The sequence below is a fragment of the Agriterribacter sp. genome (genome assembly GCF_035445465.1).
Taxonomy (GTDB): Bacteria; Bacteroidota; Bacteroidia; order Chitinophagales; family Chitinophagaceae; genus Agriterribacter.
On record NZ_DAOMQT010000012.1, the window covers coordinates 70,747 to 87,847 of the forward strand.

Consider the following 17,101-nt stretch of genomic DNA (forward strand, 5'->3'; position numbering starts at 1 on the left):
CCAGCAACCTTCCCGATTTCCATCGGGACGCTCTAGCCAGCTGAGCTAAACCCCCGTTTCCTTCTCTTTTACAGGAGTGCAAATATAGAGCGCCGGGCCGTTCTGTCAAAATAAAAAACCAGACAGTAAACTGCCTGGTTGATACTTAAATAACCGCAATACATTTTTCTTCAATCACCCCAAATTTCTCCTTTCCCTTTCAACCAGTCTTTTACTAATGCAGTGGTAACAGATTTGGGGCGTTCTATCGGAAGACCCAAAGCCCTGTCCCAGCACAAATTGGCAAGCACGCCCAGGGAACGGCTTACCCCAAACAGCACGGTATAAAATTCGTATTCAACCAGCCCGTAGTGCACCAGCAGGGCGCCGCTGTGCGCGTCAACATTTGGCCAGGGGTTTTTTACTTTGCCCAGCGATTTTAATACGCCTGGTACCACTTCATATACCCGCCATACCGTATTAACCAGTGCATCGTTTGGCATATGTTTTTTGCCAAATTCCATTTGGGCCGAAAAGCGCGGATCCGTTTTACGCAATACGGCATGCCCGTAGCCGGGTACCACTTTCCCTTCTTTCAGCGTTTTCTTTACGTATTTTTCTATCTGGGCATTAGAAGGCAATTCAACACCCAGCTCTTCACGCATTTCATATATCCATTTAATCACTTCCTGGTTAGCCAGTCCGTGTAAGGGGCCGGCCAGCCCGTTCATACCTGCCGCCAGGCTCAGGTAGGGGTCGCTTAATGCCGAGCCTACCAGGTGCGTTGTGTGTGCCGATACATTACCTCCCTCATGATCGGCATGAATGGTCATGTATAAGCGCATCAGCTCTTTGAAGCTATCATCTTCAAAACCCAGCATATGAGCAAAGTTACCCGACCAGTCGAGCAACCCGTCGGGCTGTATGTGCTTTTCATCTTTATATTTACGCCGGTATATATATGCAGCTACCCTGGGCAAACGGGCGATCAGGTTCATGGCATCATCATAAACTGCATCCCAGTAATCCTTTTTGTTTAGTCCTTCACCATATTTACGTACAAAAGTGCTTTCGGTTTGAAGAGCCATAATAGCCACTACAAACTGCGTCATGGGGTGAGCCGATTTAGGCAGGGCCTCTATGGCATCAAAAACATGATTGGGCACATGTGAACGGCGCTGCCAGGCATTGGTAATGTCATTTACATCATTTTCTGTTGGCAACTCTCCCATCAGCATCAGGTAAAACAACCCCTCCGGAAGGGGTTCGTTGCCATTGGTTGCCTTGGGCAGCTTCTTTTGCAGCTCGGGAATAGTGAACCCCCTGAAACGGATACCTTCCTGCGCATCAAGCAACGACGTTTCACTTACCAGCCCGGTTATGCCCCGCATACCCTGGTAAATCTGCGAAAGCATTACTTCCCCTATTTTTTTATTGCCGTGTTCTTTAAGAATGTCTTTGATTTCCCCCGATAGCTCATCCGCTTTTGCTTTAAACCGTTCTTTTATTGTTGCCATATATAAAGTGTTTTGAATATTCCCCAATTACATAATAAGCAGGGCAGCAAGAGCGCTAAAGTTAGCTAAAACACGGTTATCACCCCACAAAAATCTGATGTTTCAAATAATTTATTTGACTTATTTGTACGGTATATTGCAAATTAAGACAGGATTATACCGGAAGCCTGCTGCATTTTTATTTGGGTGCTTTACGATAAAGATACCAGGTAAGTATTCCAAATAATACATTGGGGAGCCATGCCGCAATAAGGGGCGGAAGATTTCCTTTAACGCTGAAAATGGTAGAAAACCGGTCGAGCAGTATAAATAATGCGGCTATTGCAAAACCTGCGGCAAGGTGTATACCGCTGCCTCCCCTTATCCTGCGGGAAGCGAGTATAGCGCCTATTAAAGTAAGTATAATAACAGTTACAGGTGTAGCGTCTCTGCGGTACAGCTCCACTTCCAGGTCGTTAATGCCTTCTGATCCTCTTAATTTTTCCATATCTACCATATGCCGGAGCTCTTTGGTGGTAAGCCGGCTTTTTACATACTCATCACGCTTTAAATCGTCTGGCGTAAAATTAAAATCCATTCTTCGCACCGTATCCTGTTTAACATCTTCGCTCAGGTCGTTAATTTCTCTTTCTATTACGCCCGTCAGTTTCCATTTCTTCTGATCCGCGTCCCAGGCAATGGTGTTAGCCCTCAGGTTATATGCAACCTTTATTCCGTTTAACCTGTCCATAAAAAAACCGCTGCCGCTTTTCGCAGCAGTATCATAGTAACGGATACCACAATACGAAACCGAATCAATACGCATATATATGTTATTGCTGCTGCCGTATTGCCCGGGCGATTTAATATATTTTAATTCGAAGGCGGTGCGTATTTCGTTGGCTTTGGGAACAAGCGTACGGTTCCCAAACCAAAGCAGGGCCGCGAGTAAAATACCCCCCAGCATGTACGGTTTTAGCAAACGGTTAAAACTGGTACCGCTGGCCAAAATGGCTATAATTTCTGAACGATTAGCCAAACGGGAAGTAAAAAATATAACCGCAATAAAAGTAAAAAGCGGAAACAGGAAAGAAACGATGAACGGTACAAAACCTACGTAATAGTGTGTTGCCACGTATTTGGCGGAAAGGCTGGCTTTAGCGAAATCATCTGTTTTTTCGCTAATGTCTACCACTACCGAAATAGCCGTAAACAGCAGAATGCAATAAATGAAAGTGAAAATAAAATCTTTAAATATGTACCAGTCTATTTTTTTCATGCATGCGGCTCAGGTGAACGGTAAAACGTCTGTAATGAACAAAAGTAAACTAAAACTCTAACAAGAACTTTGTATCTTTCTGTTATGAAAAATATTCACAATAGTTTCAAACTTTTCCCTGTTTATTTACTGTTTATTAGCCTTCCCTGTTTAGTGAATGCTCAGGCGCCTGACCCTGATTTATTTGAACGGCAGCTTTTTTTACAGGGTAACGATACCCTGCCCTGCCGGATACTTTCCCCGCTTCATTTTTCCGCCGGAAAAAAATACCCCTTAATTGTTTTTTTACATGGCTCCGGCGAAAGAGGCAACGACAATGAAGCACAATTGAAATGGGGCGGCGACCTTTTTCTGGATTCAGCCAACAGGGAAAAATTTCCTGCAATAGTTGTTTTCCCGCAGTGTGCTGCCGATTCATCGTGGAGCGTGCGGGTAAGAAATAAATCCGCAGATTCAGCGGGCATATTCCAGTTTCCGATGCAGGTGCCTCCTACCCGGCCGCTGCAATTGGTTATGAGCTTTATTGATACCTTAATAAACAGCGGCATTGTTGATCCCAGGCGGGTTTATATTGGCGGACTTTCAATGGGGGCATTTGGAACATTTGAAATGCTATGGCGCAAACCCGGATTGTTCGCCGCTGCCATTCCTATTTGCGGAGGTGGTAACGCTGCCGGCGCAAAATTATATGGAAAGCATTTCCCCATATGGGTATTTCACGGCACAGATGATGATGTAGTGCCTGTAGCCAACTCAAGGAATATGGTTAACGCATTGAAAGAAGCAGGAGCTAAAGTAAAATACACCGAATACCCCGGCGTTAAACATGATAGCTGGATAAATGCTTTTGCCGAACCTACCCTGCTGCCCTGGCTGTTTGAGCAAAAGCGGAATTAATGGATGGGTTTATTCTGTCGGCGATCAGCAATACAAATCACAAGAACCAAATAGCAAGAACCAAATAATATACAGATGCTTCGTTCCTTATAATGACAGGCAAAATTCAAATCCAAAGCCGGAAACACTAAATCTGGGAGAAATACAAAGCACCACGAACCCAATAACAATAATAATAAAATAGAAATATTAAATTCGAAGGAAGAAACCCGAAATCCAAAGGAGAATGCAACAATAAACTACAAACCAAAAATCATAAATAAACTCCCACCGCTACGCCTTCCTTCTAAACCGTATGGTTCCGCTTGATTTTTCCGTTGAGGTAATATACACTTCATAGCGTTTGCCGCCCACCGTTACTATCATTAAGGCAGTATTAGGCGGAATGGCGCCAAGGTTATCGGCATACATCACCAGCTCATTTTCTTCACGGGTAGTATCAAGTTTTATTTTTAAAGAAAGCGGTTTATCTGTTAACCGCTGGCGCGATAACAGTAATTTATTATTATAAAAAACAGAGATCGTATCACCGTCAATTTCCCCGTTATCATAAAAATCTACCTTAAACTCTTCATCCGTTGGGATATCTATGACCTTCAGTATATTTTTACTTCTTTTGGCATACCCCGGAAGAACGGGCGTGCTGATGTCGGGTAAACCCGATCTGGTTGCGTCTTCTACCTTTTGCGGCTTATGGGGCACAGGTGTTACAGGTTGCGGCTTTGCAGGTTGTTTTTTAACAACCGGGGGATTTTTTTGAGGAGTCGTTTTTTGAGTTGAAGGAGAGCCGGTTTTAGGTTTTTGGGTAAGGCTTTGCTGCGGTACGGTTTTACTTTTTGTAGTTGGCGGAGTCGTTTTTTTTGCCGTTGGTGCTGAAGATTTTGGCGATGTGACCCTGGTCAGGGTCTTTCTTTCCAGTTCAGTACTGCCTGTGCCGCAGCCGCTCGGCCGGTATCCTCTCCACCTGCCTACTAATTTTTCGGTACTTCCCTGCTTTAAAAAGGTAAGAATATGGGTTTGTAAGCAGTCGCCCCAGGTAGGTGGCGTATTGCCTTTGATCCTTTCTTCTTCATTTACGATTACCGATTTACTGTCGGGGTCATAATTGCCTTCCAGCCTGCATATCACATAATAACGTTTCTCCGGGTAATTAAAATACGAATACGAATAGCCGGTAACCTTTTCTCCTTTAATATACAGTTCCAGTACATATTCCGTGTCTCCTTCCCCGGCAACAATATTGTTGTTGGCCGAATTGAATGTACCCCGCCATTGCCCGTTGAGATCCTGACCCATACCGTGATAGCCCATCAATACAAAAATCAGCAGAAACCACTCTTTCATTGCATATAAAACTTTATTGAGCAAAAATACCCCCAATACTAAGGAAATACCCCTACGAAATGAAATGATACGCCAATAGTTCGTTAAATTTGCACTCTTTTTCAGGAACAGGAGAATAAAATATGATAAAAATTACTTTTCCGGACGGCGCGGTACGTGAATATCAGCCAGGCACAACTGCTTTGGATATTGCAAAGTCTATCAGTGAGGGATTGGCAAAGAAAGTGCTGGCCGCCAGGGTTAACGGGCAGGTATGGGATGCCGTGCGCCCTATTTACACCGACAGTACCCTGCAATTGCTGACCTGGAATGATACGGAAGGCAAGTCTACTTTCTGGCATTCCTCCGCACACTTATTAGCCGAAGCCGTGGAATCACAATTTCCCGGTGTGAAGTTTTGGGTGGGTCCGCCGGTTGAAAATGGCTTTTATTATGATATGGATCTGGGCGACAGAAAAGTAAGTGAAGAGGATCTGGCTGCCATCGAAAAAAAGATGACGGAGCTGGCAAAGCAGGGCAATCCGTATATCCGTAAGGAAATTTCAAAAGCAGACGCTGTACAATATTTCGAAGATAAGGGTGATGAATACAAGCTCGACCTGCTGCAAAACCTTGAAGACGGCAACATCACTTTTTACAGCCAGGGCGTGTTTACCGATCTGTGCCGCGGGCCGCATATTCCTCAAACCGGTTTAATAAAAGCCATTAAGCTTACCAATATTGCCGGCGCATACTGGAAAGGCGATGAAAAAAACAAGCAGCTAACCCGCATATACGGCATCACTTTTCCCAATCAAAAAGACCTGGATGAATACCTGCACATGCTGGAAGAAGCAAAAAAGCGGGATCATCGCAAGCTGGGAAAAGAGTTAGGCATCTTTGCTTTCGATGATGATATCGGACCCGGGTTGCCGTTGTGGCTGCCCAATGGCGCTATTGTTATTGAGGCGCTTGAAAAGCTGGCTAAAGACACGGAGGAACGAGCAGGTTATAAAAGAGTGGTTACGCCGCATATTGCCAAAGAAAGCCTGTATCTTACGAGCGGACATTTACCCTATTACCAGGATAGCATGTATCCGCCTATGGAGCTGGACGGCACCAAATACTACCTGAAGGCGATGAATTGCCCGCATCATCATAAAATATTTTCAGCGGAACCTAAAAGTTATAAAGACCTTCCCTATCGTTTGGCAGAATATGGAACCTGCTACCGCTATGAGCAAAGCGGCGAATTGTTTGGATTGATGAGAGTACGCTGCCTGCATATGAATGATGCGCATATTTATTGCACCAAGGAGCAGTTTTACGATGAGTTTAAGGCGGTAAATGAAATGTACCTGAAATATTTTAAGATTTTTGGTATAGACAAATATGTCATGCGCCTCAGCCTGCACGATCCTTCCAAGCTGGGTAAAAAATATGTGGATGAAGCGGAACTATGGAAAGAAACAGAAGCTTTGGTAAGAGATGTGCTGGTGCGTACCAATACGCCCTTTGTGGAAGTGCAGGACGAAGCTGCTTTTTACGGCCCTAAAATTGATGTGCAGATATGGAGCACCATCGGCCGCGAATTTACTTTGGCAACCAACCAGGTAGATTTTGCACAGGGCAGGCGGTTCAAGCTTGAATTTACCAATAAGGATAATGCACCTGAAATACCCCTGATCATTCACCGGGCGCCGCTGGGTACCCATGAACGCTTTATCGGGTTTTTGCTGGAACATTATGCGGGCAAATTTCCGGTGTGGCTGGCGCCGTTACAGGTAAAGATTTTACCCATCAGCGACAAGTTCATGGAATATGCACAAAATGTTTTGGAATCATTGAAAAATGCAGATATTCGTGCGGAAATTGACGACAGGCCCGAAAAAATAGGGAGAAAAATTAGAGATACCGAACTGGCTAAAGTACCTTACATGCTGGTAGTGGGAGAAAAGGAAGTAAATGAAAAGAAAGTAGCGGTAAGAAGGCATGGCAAAGGCGATACGGGCACAAAGCCGGTGGAAGAATTTATCAAAGAAACTGTTATCGAAATAAAGAACAGGGTATCGGAATGAAAGATGTGAAAGGTGAGATATGAAAAGACGAAATAAGGGCACATCTGATATCAGTTAAACAGGTTATTTCAAATTTTAACAATAACAATTAAAACCTCCCTGAAAAGGAGTATCACTTTAAAAATCGTAAATGGCATTTCCACCACGACCGCAATTTACCAGGGGTAATTTCAACCCCCGTTTCAGAAAAGAACAACAGCAGGAACATCGCACTAACCACATGATCAGGGTGCCCCAGGTAAGGCTGGTGGGTGATAATGTGGAGGTAGGCGTGTTTTCCATCCAGGATGCTTTAAAGCTTGCCAATGAGCAGGGACTGGATCTTGTAGAAATTTCCCCCAATGCGGATCCTCCCGTATGCAGGATCATTGATTATAATAAGTTCCTCTACGAAAAGAAGAAAAAGGAGAAGGAGATGAAAGCCAACTCCAAAGTTTCTGAAGTAAAGGAAATCCGGTTTACGCCCAATACAGATGAGCACGACTTTAATTTTAAAGCCAAGCATGCCGAGGATTTTTTGAAAGATGGTAATAAAGTTAAAGCTTACGTGCAGTTTAAAGGCCGTGCTATTATGTTTAAGGAAAGAGGAGAGCTGCTGTTGCTGAAGTTTGCGGAAAGGCTTGCAGATACCGGAGCTCCGGAAGGATTGCCTAAATTAGAAGGTAAGCGCATGATGATCATTTTTGCTCCGAAAAGCCAGAAAAAGAAAAAATAATAAACCTTATTGTAAAGAGCAAAGTACGCCACGAAGACACGAATGGACACGAAGATATGTAGTGTAAATTCGTGTCTTCGTGGCTATCTCTTTCTAAGATGGTATGATAGTAATAATTTGTTGTACAGTATGCACCAACCAATAGATACCAAGGTACCAGTGCAAATTCGTGTCTTTATGGCTAACAGAACGCTGCGGTCTGCATTAACATTTTCTTCTGTACTGCGGAATAATTTTTGAATAGCTTCGTTATCATTTCTTATATATAATAATGATAAACCGAATAGCTATATTGTTCTGCATCTGCCTGTTTTGCAGCGCGTCTTTCGCCCAGCAGTACAATACCCAAAAAATAAATAAAAGAGCGGTTAACTTCTATAACCTTGCGCTCGACAAGGCACAGAATGGCGATTATAAGGAAGCCATACAATTTATAAACCGCGCACTCGAAACCGACAACCGGTTTGTGGATGCCTGGCTCACAAAAGCAGGCATATACGGAGAGATGAAATTGTACGACAGTTGTATCGCGTCTTACGAACAGGCCTTTGCAACGGATATGGAATATACAAAGGATTATAAATTACCCTATGCCATTAACCTCGCTGGAGCAGGACGTTTTGAAAATGCCCTTGATGCGGTTAACGAATTTATGACCATTCCCGATCTTAATGAATCCAGCCGCAGGGCGGGTGCCTACCGGAAGCGTTCATTTGAATTTGCTGTGCAATACGAAAAGGAGCACAATACTAAAAACTATGTTTTTGCTCCAAGTAATGTTGGCGACAGCATCAACAGCGCCGACCTCGAATATTACCCTTCTGTTACCATAGATGATAAAACCCTGGTATTTACCAGGCGGGTAAAGGGACGTAATGAAGATTTTTTCGTTAGCGACAGGAAAGGCGATGAGTGGTCAAAAGCTAAAGGAATTGACGGAGATATCAACAGCAACTTTAATGAAGGAGCACAAAATATTTCGCAGGATGGGGAGTGGCTGGTTTTTACAGGCTGTAATTTTCCTGAAGGTTTGGGAAGCTGCGACCTGTTTTTTTCATCACTTACCAAAAAAGGATGGAGTACCCCGGAAAATATAGGCGAACCGGTAAACACGGAGTTCTGGGAATCTTCACCCTGCCTGTCACCCGATAAACGGGAGCTGTATTTTTCCAGCAACCGGCCGGGTGGGTACGGCGGTAAAGATATTTACGTTTCCAAACGTATGCCCAACGGACGATGGGGTGAACCCCAGAATATGGGCTCCAAAATAAATACCGCAGGCGATGAAAGCTGCCCTTTTATTCATGCCGATAATCAAACCATGTATTTTACTTCTAACGGGTTAACGGGATATGGCGGCGATGATTTGTTTCTTGCACGAAAGCAAAGTGATGGTACCTGGAATAATATTGAAAACCTGGGTTACCCTATTAATACTACCGAAAATGAAGGCAGCCTGGTAGTGGCGGCAGATGGTAAAACAGCATATTATGCCAGCGACAGGGCGGATACCCGCGGAGGACTGGATATTTATACATTTGAAATGCGGGAAGATATACGCCCCAACAAAACATTATGGGTGCAGGGAAAAGTATTTGACAGTACAACCAAAGAAGGACTGCCTTCCGCGGTAGAATTAATTGATATCGGTTCAGGACAAACCTTGGTAAAAGTGCAAACCAATGAAAGCGGCGATTATCTTATTACCCTGCCATTGGGCAAAGATTACGCGTTCAATGTAAACCGGAAAGGCTATTTATTTTATTCTAAAAATTTTCCATTCAGCCAAAAAGCACCCGACGCTACCTATACAATTGATATTGGACTACAGCCTATAGAAGCGAATGCATCTGTTGTGCTCAACAATATCTTCTTTGATGTTAACCGGTTTGAGCTGGAGCAGCAATCTATTGCCGAGCTGGATCGTGTAGTGGAATTGCTCAATGATAATCCCGGCATTACCATACTGATCGGCGGGCATACCGATAATACGGGTAAAGCAGCCGATAATCTTACACTCTCCAATAACCGGGCAAAGGCGGTAGTAGATTACCTGATCAGCAAAAACATAGATGCTTCACGCCTGCAGTATAAAGGTTTCGGTGCTGCCAGGCCGGTAAGCGATAATGCTACGGAAGAAGGAAAAGCGGCAAACCGGAGAACGGAACTGACTATTTTGTCGAAGTAGGGGACGATTTGAAATTTGAGATCTAAAATTTGAGATGGCGGACAGGGTGCAGTTATCAGCAGTCAGAGCTATCGGTTGAGTATTACTAACGATAAGATGAATGTTCCTTCTCTATACTGTTCAAAGCTAATTGCTGACAGCCCTCCTTCTCCGTTTCGGATTTCCAACTTTTTGCTTCAGGTTTGAGATTTATTTGGTTCTTGTTATTTGGTTCTTGATGCTTTGTATTTCCCTTCGGATTTCAGATTTATTGCTTCGGATTTGAAATTTGAATTTTATCCGCCCCGGCGGACAGGTTTGGTTCTTGCTTTTTGGTTCTTGGTGCTTTGTATTCCATCGAATTTCGAGCTTTAGGCTTCGGATTTGGCTTTTATTTGGTTCTTTGTCTTAATTTGTCGCTCTATATGAAAATAGCATTCCACGGCGCCGCCCGTACCGTAACCGGCTCAAAGCACCTGATCACTTTAAAAAGCGGCAAAAAAATATTGCTGGATTGCGGGATGTTCCAGGGATTAGGTAAAGAAACCGATGTGTTAAACAGGGGCTGGGGTTTTAATCCGCCCGAAGTGGATTACTTGATATTGTCGCATGCGCACATTGATCATAGCGGGCTGATACCTAAATTAGTAAAGGATGGTTTTGTGGGGAAAATATTTTGCACGCCGGCTACCCGCGAGCTAACGGAAGTGCTGCTGGAGGATTCGGCCGGTATACAGGAAGATGAAGTGAAATATATCAATAAACGGAGAGCCGCTGCAGGACAGGGATATTTGCAACCCTTATACAATACGGAAGATGCAAAAAAGACTAATGGATTTTTCGCTACAGTTGAATATGGCAACTGGTTCACGATAGAAGAAGGAATTGAGCTGCTGTATACCGATGTGGGACATATCATTGGCAGCGCCGCGGTGCATTTAAAAATAACAGAGAACGGCAAGATCACACGCATCAGCTTTAGCGGCGATGTAGGACGCTACAGGGATGTTATTTTGCGTTCGCCCCAGATATTTCCACAGGCAGATTATATTTTACTGGAATCTACATACGGCAACAGCCTGCACGACCAGCATACTACCACTCCCGACCAGATACTGCAATGGATTGAAAAAGCCTGCCTGCAGAAAAAAGGAAAACTGGTGATACCTGCGTTTAGCGTAGGGCGAACGCAGGAAATTTTATTTGCGCTCAACCAGTTGGAATTAGAAAGGAGACTGCCCGACCTGGATTATTTTGTAGACAGCCCGCTGAGCGTAAAGTCTACGGAGATTGTAAAGAAATATCCTCAATACTTTAACAACACCATTCAGAAAATATTACAGTCAGACCAGGATCCTTTTGGATTTAAAGGTTTGAAATTCATTAAAACGGTTGAAGAATCAAAGCTGCTCAACTTTAGAAATGAGCCTTGTGTAATTATTTCCGCCAGTGGTATGGCCGAAGGCGGCCGGGTGAAGCACCATATCAGCAATACAATTGAAAACAGCCGCAATACCATTTTGTTTACCGGGTATTGCGAACCGCATTCTCTGGGCGGCAGGTTAATAGCAGGTGCAAAGGAGGTAACTATTTTTGGCGTATATCACCAGGTGAACGCCGAAATTGGCTCCATCCGCAGCATGAGCGCCCATGGTGATTATGAAGACCTTTCCCAGTTCCTTGCCTGTCAGAATCCGCGGGAAATAAAAACATTATTCCTTGTTCATGGCGAGTATGATGTTCAGCAGGATTTCAAAAACCGCCTGATAAAAAAAGGCTTTTTTGATGTGCAGATACCGGAAAGGCATTTTGAGCTCGGGTTAGGATAGGAATTTATAGTTTGGGAGTTTATGGTTTGGAAGTTGGAGCTACAGGTTACAGGTCACATGTTGCAAGGTGGAAAAGTCCTGTTAATGCACCTATGACCTGGAGCAGGCAGCAAGTTGTGAAGAATCGGGCTCAGATATCAGCAGGAAACCTGAGGTATTCAACTGGCAACCACAAACTATAAACTATAAACTTCTCAACCTTCTGTTAACAGGATCCAAATTTCTTCGCCTCTTTCTTAGTTTTCTTACCTTTGCTCTCCTTCTGCCAATATGACTGCCTGTAAAAGCAGCATTATATTTGTCAGGAAAAAAGGATAACTCGTGTTAAGTTAATCATATGCAATGTATTGTATCGTGAAAAGTGAGAAGAAAAAAGTGAAAGAAAAAGAAATGGAATGAATAAGCAATGCCCCCATCCGACTGGTATCGTCCGGGCGGGGCTGAACATCGTTCAGACAGAGGCAATAGTGAAAGGTGAATGAATCACTATTCACCATTCACCTCTCACAACAATCCGGCATATTACAATTAGCTCAGCATTATATCATAAATACATTTTATTAATACACGCTCAATATGTTGCAATTTATCTCTAAAATATTTGGGGGAAACAAGTCCGAGAAAGATATTAAGAATATTTCACATTATGTGGAAGAGATCAACGGGTATTTTACTTCCTATGCATCGCTTTCCAATGATGAGCTCAGAAACAAAACCAATGAATTTAAATCCCGGATCAAACAACATATCTCAACTGTTGAAAATGAAATAACCGAACTTAAGCAAAAGGCGGAAGAGCTGGCATTTTCCGAAATAATGCAAAAGGATGAAATATACCAGCAGATAGATAAGCTGGGCAAACAGCGCAATGAAAAAATTGAAGAAGTGCTTAATGAGATCCTGCCCGAAGCTTTTGCAGTGGTAAAGGAAACAGCACGCCGTTTTACAAATAATACGGAACTGGTGGCAACGGCTACAGAGCTCGACAGGGAGCTGAGTGTTAAAAAGGCGCATATTACCATTGACGGTGATAAGGTAACCTATAAAAATAGCTGGCTGGCAGGCGGTAATCTTGTTACCTGGAACATGGTACATTATGATGTGCAGCTGCTGGGCGGTGTGGTATTACACCAGGGAAAAATAGCAGAGATGGCTACCGGTGAGGGTAAAACGCTGGTATCTACCCTGCCTGCTTACCTCAACGCGCTTGCCGACCAGGGAGTGCATATTGTTACCGTAAACGATTATCTTGCCAAACGCGACTCGGAATGGAATGGCACTTTATATGAATTTCTTGGATTAACGGTGGATTGTATTGACCGGCATTACCCCAACAGCGCTGACCGGCGCAAGGCATACCAGGCCAGTATAACCTACGGTACCAATAACGAATTTGGTTTCGACTACCTGCGTGATAACATGGTGCATAACCCCGATGAAATGGTACAGCGTAAGCATCATTACGGTATGGTGGATGAAGTAGACAGCGTATTGATTGATGATGCCCGTACGCCGCTGATCATTTCAGGTCCTATATCAAAAGGCGGCGATGATCAGCAATATATTCATTTAAAACCCCGTGTGCACCAGCTGGTGGAAGCTCAGAAGCAGGTGGTGAATAAAGCGTTGATTGATGCCAAAAAATTAATAGCGGAAGGTAAAGATGATATTCGCGAGGGAGGGCTTGCGCTGCTGCGCGCTTACCGCGGGCTACCCAAGAATACAGCATTAATTAAATACCTGAGTGAACCCGGTATCCGTGTGAAACTACAGAAGGTGGAAAACTTTTACCTGGCCGACCAGGGAAAAAACATGCATGTTGTGGATGAGGAATTGTTTTTTCATATTGACGAAAAGAATAACCAGGTAGAGCTTACGGATAAAGGCTTGCAATACATTACAAAGGGAGGCGAAGATCCTAACTTTTTTGTGCTACCCGATCTGAGCACGCAATTGTCGGATATTGAAAAAGGAGTCGATGCCGTGGAAGCTAAACTGCAGCGCAAGGAAGAAGTGTTAAGTGAATATTCGCAAAAAGCTGAACGTATACATACGGTGCAGCAGTTGCTGAAAGCATATACTTTATTTGAAAAGGATATAGAATATATTGTAATAGAAGGGCAGGTAAAAATTGTTGATGAGCAAACCGGGCGTATCATGGAAGGTCGCCGCTATAGTGATGGCCTTCACCAGGCCATTGAGGCAAAGGAAAACGTGAAGGTAGAGGCCGCTACACAAACCTATGCTACCGTTACGTTGCAGAATTTCTTCCGCATGTATCATAAGCTCGCGGGTATGACAGGTACCGCGGAAACGGAAGCAGGCGAATTCTGGAGCATCTACAAATTAGATGTGGTTGCTGTTCCTACCAATATACCTGTTACGCGTAAAGATGAGCAGGACCTGGTGTATAAAACCAAACGCGAAAAATTTAAAGCGGTAATTGAAGAAATTGAAAAGTTACGTAACAGCGGGCGCCCTACATTGGTGGGTACCACTTCGGTTGAAGTAAGTGAGTTGCTGAGCAAAATGCTGCACGCCAGGAAAATACCGCATAATGTGCTGAATGCAAAACAACATGCCCGTGAAGCGCAGGTAGTATTGGAAGCGGGTTTGAGCGGAGCCGTTACCATAGCTACCAACATGGCCGGCCGCGGAACGGATATAAAATTAGGCCCCGGTGTTAAGGAAGCAGGCGGGCTGGCTATTATTGGTACCGAAAGACACGAATCGCGCCGTGTAGACAGACAGTTGCGCGGTCGTGCCGGACGCCAGGGCGATCCCGGTACTTCACAGTTTTATGTATCGCTGGAAGATGACCTGATGCGTATGTTTGGCAGTGAGCGTATAGCTTCTTTGATGGACAGGATGGGATACAAGGAAGGAGAAGTGATCCAGCATAGTATGATCACTAAAAGTATTGAAAGAGCGCAGAAAAAGGTGGAGGAAAACAACTTCGGCATCCGTAAGCGCCTGCTGGAATATGACGATGTAATGAACAAGCAGCGCAATGTGGTATATACCAAGCGGGAACACGCCTTGTTTGGCGACCGCCTGGCACTTGACCTGGACAATGCGTTTTATAGTGTTTCGGAAGGGTTGATCAATTCTTTCCGCGAGCAGGAAGATTATGAAGGCTTTAAGCTGGCTGCCATCATTCATTTTGGTATTGATACTACCATTAGCCATGACGAGTTTATGAAAGGGGATGTCAATAAGATAGCAGATCATTTGTATAATGAAGCATCTGTTCATTACCAGGAACGCAAGCAAAACTTAACGAAACAGTCTATGCCTGTTTTTCAGAATATTAAACTCATGCAGGGCAATCATATTGAAAATGTGGTGGTACCTTTTTCGGATGGAAAGAAGAGTATACAGGTATTGGCGAATATGAAAAAAACATTGGAATCGAAAGGAACGGAATTGGCGAATGCGCTGGAAAGAACCATTACCCTTGCGGTAATTGACGATGCCTGGAAAGAGCACCTGCGGGCAATGGACGATTTGAAACACAGTGTGCAAACGGCGGTATATGAACAAAAAGATCCTTTGGTTATATATAAAACATCCGCTTTTGAAATGTTCCGTAACATGGATGGGGAGGTAAACAGGGATATTGTTGCTTTCCTTAGTCACGCCGCTATACCTGTTGAGCAAAATGCTGGGCAGATAAGAGAAGGCAGGGAGCAAAAAACAGACATGAGCAAGATGAGGGCCAATAAAGACGAGATTGATGCGCGTGGTGATGATTACGCAGCAAATGAAAATGATTATTTTGATCCTTCCGGCGCGGCAGTAAAACAGGAACCGGTTAAAGTTGGGCCAAAAATTGGGCGCAATGATCCGTGCCCCTGCGGCAGCGGTAAAAAATATAAGCAGTGTCATGGAAAGGAAGCTTGAAGCTGACAACAGTGAGCCGGTTTTTGAAAGGGGTGAGAGAGCAGGGTATAGGGAGTAAGGTATAGGGTGTAAGGTTTTAAGGTTCTCAAATTTCAAATCTCAAATCTCAAATTTGGACATCGCCGCTTATATTGATCACACCGTTTTAAAACCGGATACAACACTTACGGATATTGAGCGGCTTTGCGGCGAAGCGCTTACATACCGTTTTGCAGCGGTATGCGTTCCTCCTTTATATGTAAAAAAAGCAACAGAGCTGCTTGCAGGGTCGGCAGTAAAAACGGCTACTGTAATTGGATTCCCGTTTGGGTATTCGGCCATTGAAGCCAAGCTGGCCGAAGTGGTATTAGCTATCGTAGACGGTGCGGATGAGCTGGATATGGTAATGAATATTGCGGCTGTAAAAAATAACGACTGGCAGTTTATTGCGAGCGAAATGAATGCTATACTGCCTGTTATCAGAAATAAGAACCGGGTATTAAAGGTTATTATTGAAACCGGGATGCTCACAACTGATGAGATCATCAAATGCTGTACATTATATGGCGCCGCCGGGGTAGATTTTTTAAAAACATCTACGGGATATGGCGGAAAAGGAGCTACTGTTGAAGCTGTCCGGCTTATGAGACAACATTTGCCGCCGCATGTTCAAATAAAGGCATCTGGAGGCATACGCAGCTTTGCATTTGCCGCTGAGCTCCTTGCTGCCGGCGCAAGCCGTATCGGGTGCAGCGGCAGCATTGATATTGTACATGCGTCCGGGCAAAAACCGGTATGATTTTTATGTTTAACATTATATAAAGCTAAAGTGTATTTTCACTATGCTCTGGGTATGTAAAAGAGCATGTATATTAGCGTATCGCACATGTATTACTAAATATTCCGGTATGAAAAAAACAGGCATCTCCGTTATCCTATTTTTATTTACGGCTGGCGTAATGGCCCAGGATACAGCAAACGATACGCTGCACAATGTTTCCGTCAATAAAGATCCCCGGCTGAATGCACTTGTTAAAAAGAACAGGGAGGTTAACGAAGACGTGTATTTAAAAACGCTCCGGAATATACAGGGATTCCGCCTGCAGGTTATTAATACCAATGACCGCAATACCGCGCTTTCCGTTAAAACGCGCATGTTAAGCGACTTTCCGGAAGAAAAAACCTATTTCATTTACCACTCTCCTTACTTCAAAATTCAGATGGGTAATTTCAGAACAAGGGAGGATGCCGAACAACTGATGCAGCAGGTTAAGAAAATTTACCCTTCCGGTGTATTTATTGTGCCGGCAAAGATAGAAATAAAACCATCCAAAGATGGGGAGCTGATATTAGATGTAATAAGTGATAAGCCGTAAACAGGAAAGCAGAACAGCCCGTTGATTATCGTGCACACTGAACAATCAACTATCAACCAGCTACCCAGCAGATAGAAATA

General features: G+C 43.9%; 11 protein-coding genes. 8 read left to right on the forward strand and 3 right to left on the reverse strand.

Going from position 1 to position 17,101, the window contains the following annotated elements:
• Positions 1-170: 170 nt before the first annotated feature.
• Positions 171-1,496, reverse strand: a complete 1,326-nt coding sequence (locus PLE34_RS08640; protein WP_324555909.1) for a citrate (Si)-synthase, eukaryotic — start codon at positions 1,494-1,496, stop codon at positions 171-173.
• A gap of 178 nt (positions 1,497-1,674) precedes the next feature.
• Positions 1,675-2,754: an LptF/LptG family permease gene (locus PLE34_RS08645; protein WP_324555912.1), complete on the reverse strand. Its 1,080-nt coding sequence runs from the start codon at positions 2,752-2,754 to the stop codon at positions 1,675-1,677.
• An 84-nt stretch (positions 2,755-2,838) separates the two neighbouring features.
• Between PLE34_RS08645 and PLE34_RS08650 the strand changes: the two genes are divergently transcribed.
• Positions 2,839-3,651, forward strand: a complete 813-nt coding sequence (locus PLE34_RS08650) for a carboxylesterase family protein (protein WP_324555914.1) — start codon at positions 2,839-2,841, stop codon at positions 3,649-3,651.
• A gap of 273 nt (positions 3,652-3,924) precedes the next feature.
• On the opposite strand, the gene PLE34_RS08655 is transcribed toward PLE34_RS08650, so the two are convergent.
• Positions 3,925-4,995: a hypothetical protein gene (locus PLE34_RS08655; protein ID WP_324555916.1), complete on the reverse strand. Its 1,071-nt coding sequence runs from the start codon at positions 4,993-4,995 to the stop codon at positions 3,925-3,927.
• A gap of 122 nt (positions 4,996-5,117) precedes the next feature.
• Here PLE34_RS08655 and thrS point away from each other — a divergent pair, with 122 nt between their 5' ends.
• From thrS to PLE34_RS08690, 7 genes are all read left to right on the forward strand, one after another.
• Entirely contained in the window at positions 5,118-7,052 is a 1,935-nt protein-coding gene (gene thrS, locus PLE34_RS08660) for a threonine--tRNA ligase (protein WP_324555917.1), read from the forward strand.
• Between the two features lie 130 nt (positions 7,053-7,182).
• Positions 7,183-7,767 (forward strand): translation initiation factor IF-3, encoded by a 585-nt coding sequence (gene infC, locus PLE34_RS08665; protein ID WP_324555919.1) that lies wholly within the window; start codon positions 7,183-7,185, stop codon positions 7,765-7,767.
• 271 nt (positions 7,768-8,038) lie between these two features.
• A complete protein-coding gene (locus PLE34_RS08670; protein ID WP_324555921.1) occupies positions 8,039-9,955 on the forward strand; it encodes an OmpA family protein in 1,917 nt (638 codons plus the stop codon).
• A gap of 404 nt (positions 9,956-10,359) precedes the next feature.
• The gene (locus PLE34_RS08675) at positions 10,360-11,763 is read left to right on the forward strand and encodes an MBL fold metallo-hydrolase RNA specificity domain-containing protein (RefSeq protein WP_324555922.1); all 1,404 of its coding nucleotides are present in this window, start codon (positions 10,360-10,362) and stop codon (positions 11,761-11,763) included.
• A 576-nt stretch (positions 11,764-12,339) separates the two neighbouring features.
• Positions 12,340-15,666: a preprotein translocase subunit SecA gene (secA, locus tag PLE34_RS08680; protein WP_324555924.1), complete on the forward strand. Its 3,327-nt coding sequence runs from the start codon at positions 12,340-12,342 to the stop codon at positions 15,664-15,666.
• A 112-nt stretch (positions 15,667-15,778) separates the two neighbouring features.
• Positions 15,779-16,444 carry a deoxyribose-phosphate aldolase gene (gene deoC, locus PLE34_RS08685; protein ID WP_324555925.1) on the forward strand — a complete coding sequence of 222 codons (666 nt, stop codon included), beginning with the start codon at positions 15,779-15,781 and terminating at the stop codon, positions 16,442-16,444.
• Between the two features lie 109 nt (positions 16,445-16,553).
• Positions 16,554-17,021 carry an SPOR domain-containing protein gene (locus PLE34_RS08690; RefSeq protein ID WP_324555926.1) on the forward strand — a complete coding sequence of 156 codons (468 nt, stop codon included), beginning with the start codon at positions 16,554-16,556 and terminating at the stop codon, positions 17,019-17,021.
• The last annotated feature ends 80 nt before the right edge of the window (positions 17,022-17,101 follow it).

Bases quoted from the DNA above. Each gene is read 5' to 3' on its own strand.
- PLE34_RS08690 (WP_324555926.1), top strand. From the start codon at position 16,554: ATGAAAAAAACAGGCATCTCCGTTATCCTATTTTTATTTACGGCTGGC.
- thrS (WP_324555917.1), top strand. From the start codon at position 5,118: ATGATAAAAATTACTTTTCCGGACGGCGCGGTACGTGAATATCAGCCA.
- secA (WP_324555924.1), top strand. From the start codon at position 12,340: ATGTTGCAATTTATCTCTAAAATATTTGGGGGAAACAAGTCCGAGAAA.
- PLE34_RS08655 (WP_324555916.1), bottom strand. From the start codon at position 4,995: ATGAAAGAGTGGTTTCTGCTGATTTTTGTATTGATGGGCTATCACGGT.
- PLE34_RS08645 (WP_324555912.1), bottom strand. From the start codon at position 2,754: ATGAAAAAAATAGACTGGTACATATTTAAAGATTTTATTTTCACTTTC.
- PLE34_RS08650 (WP_324555914.1), top strand. From the start codon at position 2,839: ATGAAAAATATTCACAATAGTTTCAAACTTTTCCCTGTTTATTTACTG.
- PLE34_RS08675 (WP_324555922.1), top strand. From the start codon at position 10,360: ATGAAAATAGCATTCCACGGCGCCGCCCGTACCGTAACCGGCTCAAAG.
- PLE34_RS08670 (WP_324555921.1), top strand. From the start codon at position 8,039: ATGATAAACCGAATAGCTATATTGTTCTGCATCTGCCTGTTTTGCAGC.
- infC (WP_324555919.1), top strand. From the start codon at position 7,183: ATGGCATTTCCACCACGACCGCAATTTACCAGGGGTAATTTCAACCCC.
- PLE34_RS08640 (WP_324555909.1), bottom strand. From the start codon at position 1,496: ATGGCAACAATAAAAGAACGGTTTAAAGCAAAAGCGGATGAGCTATCG.